The organism is Geodermatophilus sp. YIM 151500, assembly GCF_025716945.1.
Lineage (GTDB): Bacteria > Actinomycetota > Actinomycetes > Mycobacteriales > Geodermatophilaceae > YIM-151500.
In genome coordinates, this window is the sequence record NZ_JAOVZT010000004.1 from 316,962 (window position 1) to 323,770 (window position 6,809).

Sequence of the window (6,809 nt, forward strand, 5' to 3'; positions counted from 1 at the left end):
GCACGAAGCACCCGGCCCGGACGTCCTCGACGCTACCCGCGTCCGGCGGCCGACACGCGCGGGCGCCGGAACTTCCTCCTCCGCACCCGCGGACGGCGGTGCCGGTCGTGCCGACCGTGCCACACTCCGCGCCGTGGCAGCCGACCTGACCGACACCGAGGCACGCGTCCTCGACGCCGTCGACGAGGCCGCGTCGGTCGACCTGCTGCGCCGGCTCGTCGCCATCCCCTCGGTGGGGGGCACGGCCGCCGAGTGCGAGGTGCAGCACGCCGTCGCCGACGAGCTGGAGGGCCTGGGGTGCGCGGTCGACCGGTGGCGGATCGACCTGGCCGCGGCCGCGGTGGCACCCGACGCGCCCGGCCAGGAGGTGGTGCGGAACGAGGCGTGGGGCGTCGTCGGCACGGTCCCGGCCGCCGAGGACGGCGTCCCGGCGCTGGTGCTGTGCGGGCACAGCGACGTCGTCCCGCCCGGCGACCGCGACCTGTGGCCCGCGGACCCGTTCGTCCCGCGGCTGACCGACGGCGAGGTGCACGGGCGCGGCACCTGCGACATGAAGGGCGGCCTGGTCGCCGCGCTGGCCGCGGTGGCGGCGCTGCGCGCCGCCGGCGTGCGGCTCACCCGGCCGCTGGCCGTGCACAGCGTCGTCGGCGAGGAGGACGGCGGGCTCGGCGCGTGGGCGACGCTGGCCCGCGGCCACCGGGGGGACGCCTGCGTCATCCCCGAGCCCACGGACGGTGCGGTCGTGACCGCCGCCGCGGGCGCCCTGACCTTCCGGCTCGAGGTGACCGGCGCCGCGGCGCACGCCGCCATGCGCGACCGCGGTGTCAGCGCGGTCGAGCTCTTCGCCGAGGTGCACGCCGGGCTGCTGGCCTTCGAGGCGGAGCGGCAACCCGGGGACGACCCACGGTTCGCCGGCGAGCCCTACCCGTACGGGCTGTCGGTCGGGAAGGTGGCCGCCGGCGACTGGGCCAGCACCGTGCCCGACCGGCTGGTCGCCGAGGGGCGCTACGGCGTCCGGCTGGGCGAGCCGGTGGCCGAGGCCCGGGCGGCGTTCGAGCGGCGGGTCGCCGAGCTGTGCGCCGGGCACCCCTGGCTGGCCGACCACCCGGTACGGGTGGCCTGGACCGGCGGCGCCTTCGCCAGCGGTGAGCTGCCCGCGGGCTCGCCGCTGCTGCCGGCGGTGCGGGACGCGGTCGCCGACGCCGGCGGCGGCCGGTGCCCCGAGCGGGCGGTCCCCGCGGGCACCGACATGCGGCTCTACGCGGCGGCCGGGGTCCCGGCGCTGCACTACGGCCCCGGCGACCTGCACCTGGCCCACCAGCCGGCCGAGCGGGTGCCCGTCGCCGCGCTGGTCACCTGCGCCCGAGCGCTGGCCCTGCTCGCCGTCCGCTCCTGCGGCCCGCGGTGACGGCCTCGCTCGTCGGCTTCGACGCCTGGGCCGCGCTCGCCGGCGACTCCCCCACCTCGCGCACCGAGTGGGCGGCCCTCGTGGCCGCTTGGAGCGAGCCGCACCGCCGTTACCACGACCTCGCCCACCTGGCGGCGGTGCTCGGCGTGGTCGGGTCGCTCGCCGACGCCGCCGGCGACCCGGACGCCGTCCGGCTGGCGGCCTGGTACCACGACGCCGTGTACGACCCGCGCCGCGACGACAACGAGCGGGTCAGCGCCGACCGGGCGCGCGCCGGGTTGCGCGGGCTGGTCGCCGACGAGCGGATCGCCGAGGTGGAGCGGCTGGTGCTGCTGACCGCCGGGCACGAGGCCGCCCGGGACGACCCGAACGGCGCGGTGCTCTGCGACGCCGACCTCGCCGTCCTGGCCGGGCCGCCGGAGAGCTACGCGACGTACGCGTCCGCGGTGCGCGCCGAGTACGCGCACCTCTCCGACGCCGCGTTCACCGCCGGGCGGATCGCCGTCCTGGAGCGGCTGCTGGCGCTGCCGGCCCTGTACCGGCTGCCGGTCGTGGCCGCCGACTGGGAGCCGCGGGCCCGGGCCAACCTCAGCGCCGAGCTGGCGCTCCTCCGGCGGCGGGCGGGCGCGGCCGGGCCAGCCGCAGACCCGCCGTCCGCAGCCGGGCCAGCAGCTCCCGGCAGCTGACCGGCGCCGCGCCGGCCGCCACCGCCCGCGCGTACAGCTCCTCGGGGACGTCGTAGTGGTCGCCTTGGAACGCCCGGCGCGGGATGCCCAGCTCGGCGGCGACGAAGGCGTGCAGCTCGTCGTAGGAGACGTCGCTGACCAGGTGCGACCAGCGCCGTCCGCGCCACGGCCACACCGGGGGGTCGATCAGCACGGCCACCCGGCCCATCCTGCCCGGCGGCTAGCGTGACCCGGTGAGCGACATCCGCTGGGGCATCGTGGGACCGGGCCGCATCGCCGAGAAGCTGGTCGAGGACTTCGTGCACGTCGACGGCGCGCGTCCGGTCGCCGTCGCCTCGCGGTCGCTCGACCGGGCCCGGTCGTTCGCCGAGCGGCACGGTCTGGAGCGTGCGCACGGCTCGTACGCCGACATCCTGGCCGACCCGGAGGTCGACGTGCTGTACGTCGCCACCCCGCACCCGCAGCACCACGCGATCGCGCTGGGTGCGCTGCGCGCCGGCAAGGCGCTGCTGGTCGAGAAGGCGTTCACCGCCACCACGGCGGGCGCCGCGGAGGTCGTCGAGCTGGCGCGGGAGACCGGGGTCTTCGTCATGGAGGCGATGTGGACCCGCTTCCAGCCGGCGGTCGTCGCGCTGCGGGAGCTGATCGCCGAGGGCGCGATCGGTGAGGTGCGCTCGGTGCAGGCCGACCTGGGCGTGGCGCGCGAGTACGACCCGGTCGACCGGCTTTTCGCGCTGGAGCTCGGTGGCGGGGCTCTGCTCGACGTCGGCGTCTACGTCGTCTCCTTCGCGCAGATGCTGATGGGTGCGCCCGACCGGGTCATGGCCACCGGCTCGATGTTCCCCAGCGGTGCCGACGCCGAGGCCGCGCTCCTGCTGGGATGGGACGATGGTCGCAGCGCCGCGCTGACCACGTCGCTGCGGTACGCCCTGCCGGGCCAGGCCCGCGTGGTGGGCACGGAGGGCTGGATCGACGTCGTCCCCCGGTTCCACCACCCCGACACGATCGTGCTGCACCGCGCCGGCGCCGAGGCCGAGACGATCGTGCGGCGCCCGGTGGGCGGCGGCTACTCGCACGAGCTGGTCGAGGTCACCGAGTGCCTGCGCGCCGGGCGCACCGAGAGCGCGGTCATGCCGCTGGCCGACACGCTCTCCGTGCAGGCCGTGCTGGGCGAGGCCGCCGACCGGCTGGGCATCCGGCACGCCGAGGACCCGACCCCGGTGTGACCCGGTCCCCGGTGCGACCGACCCCGTCCCCGGTGCTCAGGGAACCTGGTCGACGTCGCGGGTCCAGGCGGTGCCTGTCGCCTCGTCCGGCGCGGGGACCCGGGACGGGGTCCGGCCGGCGCGGCGGACGGCGTCGGCGAACGCCGTCGCGTCGACCACGGCCGCGCCGCCCGGGTCGTTGTTGAAGTAGACGAGCACGTCCTCGGCAGGGCCGTAGGCGCCGGCCAGCCGGTCGGCCCAGACCTGCAGCGCGCCGGGCGGGTAGCCCCAACCCTCGGCACCGGTGTGCAGCCGCAGGTAACCCCACCCGGCGGTGCGCCACAGCGGGGTAACCGGGCGCTGGGCGCGGTCGGCCCAGCACAGCGCCGCGCCGAAGCCCTCCAGCAGGGCGCGCACCTCGTCGGTCCACCACGACTCGTGCCGCGGCTCGACGGCCACCCGCGCCCCGGGCGGGAACTGCGCCAGGCAGTCGCGCAGCAGGCCGGCGTCGGCGCGCAGGGTCGGCGGCAGCTGGAGGAGGACGGTGTCCAGCTTGTGCTCCAGCCCGGCGGCTCGTTGCAGCAGCCGGGCCACCGGCTCGGCGGGCTCGCGCAGCCGCCGGACGTGGGTGAGGAAGCGGCTGGCCTTGACGGCCCAGCGGAAGTCCGGTGGCGTGCGCTCGCGCCAGGCGGCGAAGGTGGCGTGCTCGGGCAGGCGGTAGAAGGCCGCGTTGCTCTCGACGGTGGCGAAGTGCTGCGCGTAGTGCTCCAGCCACGCCTTCTGCGGCAGGCGTGTGGGGTAGAAGCGGCCGCGCCAGTCGCGGTACTGCCACCCCGACGTCCCGATGATCACCGCCACGGACGGCCGCCTACCCTGCGGTGCCGTGACCGACGCACCCGCCCGTTTCAAGGACCTCTGCCTCGACGCGAACGACCACCAGGCGCTGGCCGACTGGTGGTGCGCGGCGCTGGGTTACGTGCGCCGCGACGAGGTCGAGCCCGATCCCGACGGCTGGGTCCGGCCGCGCGACTGGCCGGTCCCCATCGTCGACCGCGCCGGCTCCGGCCCGCTGATGTGGATCGTGCCCGTGCCCGAGCCGAAGATCTTCAAGAACCGGGTGCACTTCGACGTGGTCGGCGACACCGAGGCGCTGCTCGCGGCGGGGGCCACGCTGCTGCGCCCGCGCGACCCGGAGTCGGTCACCGAGGAGGCCGGCGGGATCGAGTGGGACGTGCTGGCCGATCCCGAGGGCAACGAGTTCTGCTGCTTCTCCCCCGGGTGAGTGGCGCGCCGCCCGACGGTGCCACCTGTGCGGAAACGCCGACAGGGGCGGCCCGCCGAAGCGGACCGCCCCTGGTGACGTCCTGGAAACGGCCCCCTCGCAGGGACCCGGAGCGCGCGGAGCGTGTTCCGGGGAGCGAGGGGGTCCTTCCTCAGAAGTCCATGCCCCCCATGTCACCGGCGCCGGCGCCGGCCGCAGCCGGGGTCTTCTCCGGCTTGTCGGCGACGACGGCCTCGGTGGTGAGGAACAGGCCGGCGATCGACGCGGCGTTCTGCAGCGCCGAGCGGGTGACCTTGGCCGGGTCGATGATGCCGACCTTGACCAGGTCCACGTACTCGCCCGAGGCGGCGTTGAGGCCGGTGCCCACCGCGGCGTTGCGGACCTTCTCCGCCACGACGCCGCCCTCGAGGCCGGCGTTCACCGCGATCTGCTTCAGCGGCGCCTCGAGCGCGACGCGCACGATGTTGGCGCCGGTGGCCTCGTCACCGTCGAGGTCGAGCTTCTCGAACGCGACGGTGGTGGCCTGCGCGAGAGCGACGCCACCACCGGCGACGATGCCCTCCTCGACGGCGGCCTTGGCGTTGCGCACCGCGTCCTCGATGCGGTGCTTGCGCTCCTTGAGCTCGACCTCGGTCGCGGCGCCGGCCTTGATGACGGCGACGCCACCGGCCAGCTTGGCCAGCCGCTCCTGCAGCTTCTCGCGGTCGTAGTCGGAGTCCGACTTCTCGATCTCGGCGCGGATCTGGTTCACCCGGCCGGCGATCTGGTCGCTGTCACCGGCACCCTCGACGATCGTCGTCTCGTCCTTGGTGACGACGACCTTGCGGGCGCGGCCCAGCAGGTCGAGGCCGGCGTTCTCCAGCTTGAGGCCGACCTCCTCGCTGATGACCTGGCCACCGGTGAGGATGGCGATGTCGTTCAGCATGGCCTTGCGGCGGTCGCCGAAGCCGGGGGCCTTGACCGCGACCGACTTGAAGGTGCCGCGGATCTTGTTCACGACGAGGGTGGCCAGGGCCTCGCCCTCGACGTCCTCGGCGATGATCGCCAGCGGCTTGCCCGACTGCATGACCTTCTCCAGCAGCGGGAGCAGGTCCTTCACCGAGCTGATCTTGCTGTTGACCACGAGCACGTACGGGTCGTCGAGGACGGCCTCCATGCGCTCGGCGTCGGTGACGAAGTACGGCGAGATGTAGCCCTTGTCGAAGCGCATGCCCTCGGTGAGCTCGAGCTCCAGGCCGAAGGTGTTGCTCTCCTCGACGGTGATGACGCCTTCCTTGCCGACCTTGTCCATCGCTTCGGCGATGAGCTCGCCGATGGCGGTGTCGGCGGCGGAGATCGACGCGGTCGCCGCGATCTGCTCCTTGGTCTCGACGTCCTTGGCCGTCGAGAGGAGGTACTCGGTGACCGACTCGACGGCCTTCTCGATGCCCTTCTTCAGGGCCATCGGGTTGGCGCCCGCGGCGACGTTGCGCAGACCCTCGCGGACGAGCGCCTGGGCCAGCACGGTGGCGGTGGTGGTGCCGTCACCGGCGACGTCGTCGGTCTTCTTCGCGACCTCCTTGACCAGCTCGGCCCCGATCTTCTCCCACGGGTCCTCGAGCTCGATCTCCTTGGCGATGCTCACACCATCGTTGGTGATGGTGGGCGCGCCCCACTTCTTCTCGAGTACGACGTTGCGGCCCTTGGGGCCGAGGGTCACCTTGACGGCGTCGGCGAGGGTGTTCATGCCCCGCTCGAGGCCACGGCGCGCCTCTTCGTCGAACGCGATCATCTTGGCCATGTGGTGATGTCCTCCATCACGTTGATCGCTGCACGGCCGGGTTCGGCGCCCGCGACGGACGACGCCGGTGCTGCGGACTCTCCTGCGGCCCGCGACCGGCGCCTCACCGTTCCGACCTGATTGGCACTCACAGGGTAGGAGTGCCAACCGGAAGTCTGGCACTCACCCCCTGCGAGTGCAAGAAACGGGGTGCGGACCACGGCTGTTCCCGCCCGCCGGCGCCCGACGCGACCAGATCGCCGATCTCGCCGGCCTCCGCCCCGGGACGCGACCACATCGCTGATCTCGCCGCCCGGAACGGCCGCAACATGAGCCGAGGCCCGGCCCCTTGGGGGGACCGGGCCTCGGTAGAACTGCTGAGTGGTTCTCCGGCGCTGTGCCGCTGCTCGCCTTCGCGAGCTCGGGCGCTGTGCCGCTGCTCGCCTTCGCGAGCTCGGGCGCTGTGCCG

The 6,809-nt window shown here is 74.7% G+C and carries 7 protein-coding genes; 4 read left to right on the forward strand and 3 right to left on the reverse strand.

Features of this window, described 5'->3' with window-relative positions:
• Positions 1-133: 133 nt before the first annotated feature.
• Together OF117_RS09845 and OF117_RS09850 are read left to right on the forward strand one after the other, a co-directional pair.
• Positions 134-1,408 carry an ArgE/DapE family deacylase gene (locus OF117_RS09845; RefSeq protein WP_263552648.1) on the forward strand — a complete coding sequence of 425 codons (1,275 nt, stop codon included), beginning with the start codon at positions 134-136 and terminating at the stop codon, positions 1,406-1,408.
• The gene (locus OF117_RS09850) at positions 1,405-2,094 is read left to right on the forward strand and encodes a metal-dependent phosphohydrolase (RefSeq protein WP_263552649.1); all 690 of its coding nucleotides are present in this window, start codon (positions 1,405-1,407) and stop codon (positions 2,092-2,094) included. Before OF117_RS09845 ends, OF117_RS09850 begins: the two co-directional genes overlap by 4 nt.
• On the opposite strand, the gene OF117_RS09855 is transcribed toward OF117_RS09850, so the two are convergent.
• Positions 1,997-2,293, reverse strand: coding sequence for a DUF4031 domain-containing protein (locus OF117_RS09855; RefSeq protein ID WP_263552650.1), 297 nt, complete (start codon positions 2,291-2,293; stop codon positions 1,997-1,999). The genes OF117_RS09850 and OF117_RS09855 overlap by 98 nt on opposite strands.
• Before the next feature lie 34 nt (positions 2,294-2,327).
• Between OF117_RS09855 and OF117_RS09860 the strand changes: the two genes are divergently transcribed.
• The gene (locus tag OF117_RS09860; protein ID WP_263552651.1) at positions 2,328-3,320 is read left to right on the forward strand and encodes a Gfo/Idh/MocA family protein; all 993 of its coding nucleotides are present in this window, start codon (positions 2,328-2,330) and stop codon (positions 3,318-3,320) included.
• A gap of 36 nt (positions 3,321-3,356) precedes the next feature.
• Here the strand turns inward: OF117_RS09860 and OF117_RS09865 are convergent, their stop codons facing one another.
• Entirely contained in the window at positions 3,357-4,157 is an 801-nt protein-coding gene (locus OF117_RS09865; RefSeq protein WP_263552652.1) for a DUF72 domain-containing protein, read from the reverse strand.
• A gap of 25 nt (positions 4,158-4,182) precedes the next feature.
• Here OF117_RS09865 and OF117_RS09870 point away from each other — a divergent pair, with 25 nt between their 5' ends.
• Complete coding sequence (locus OF117_RS09870; protein WP_263552653.1) at positions 4,183-4,581, forward strand: VOC family protein; 399 nt, start codon at positions 4,183-4,185, stop codon at positions 4,579-4,581.
• 151 nt (positions 4,582-4,732) lie between these two features.
• Here the strand turns inward: OF117_RS09870 and groL are convergent, their stop codons facing one another.
• Complete coding sequence (groL, locus tag OF117_RS09875; RefSeq protein ID WP_263552654.1) at positions 4,733-6,361, reverse strand: chaperonin GroEL; 1,629 nt, start codon at positions 6,359-6,361, stop codon at positions 4,733-4,735.
• Between the last annotated feature and the right edge of the window lie 448 nt (positions 6,362-6,809).

Coding starts and splice junctions, on each gene's coding strand:
- groL (WP_263552654.1), bottom strand. CDS start 6,361: ATGGCCAAGATGATCGCGTTCGACGAAGAGGCGCGCCGTGGCCTCGAG.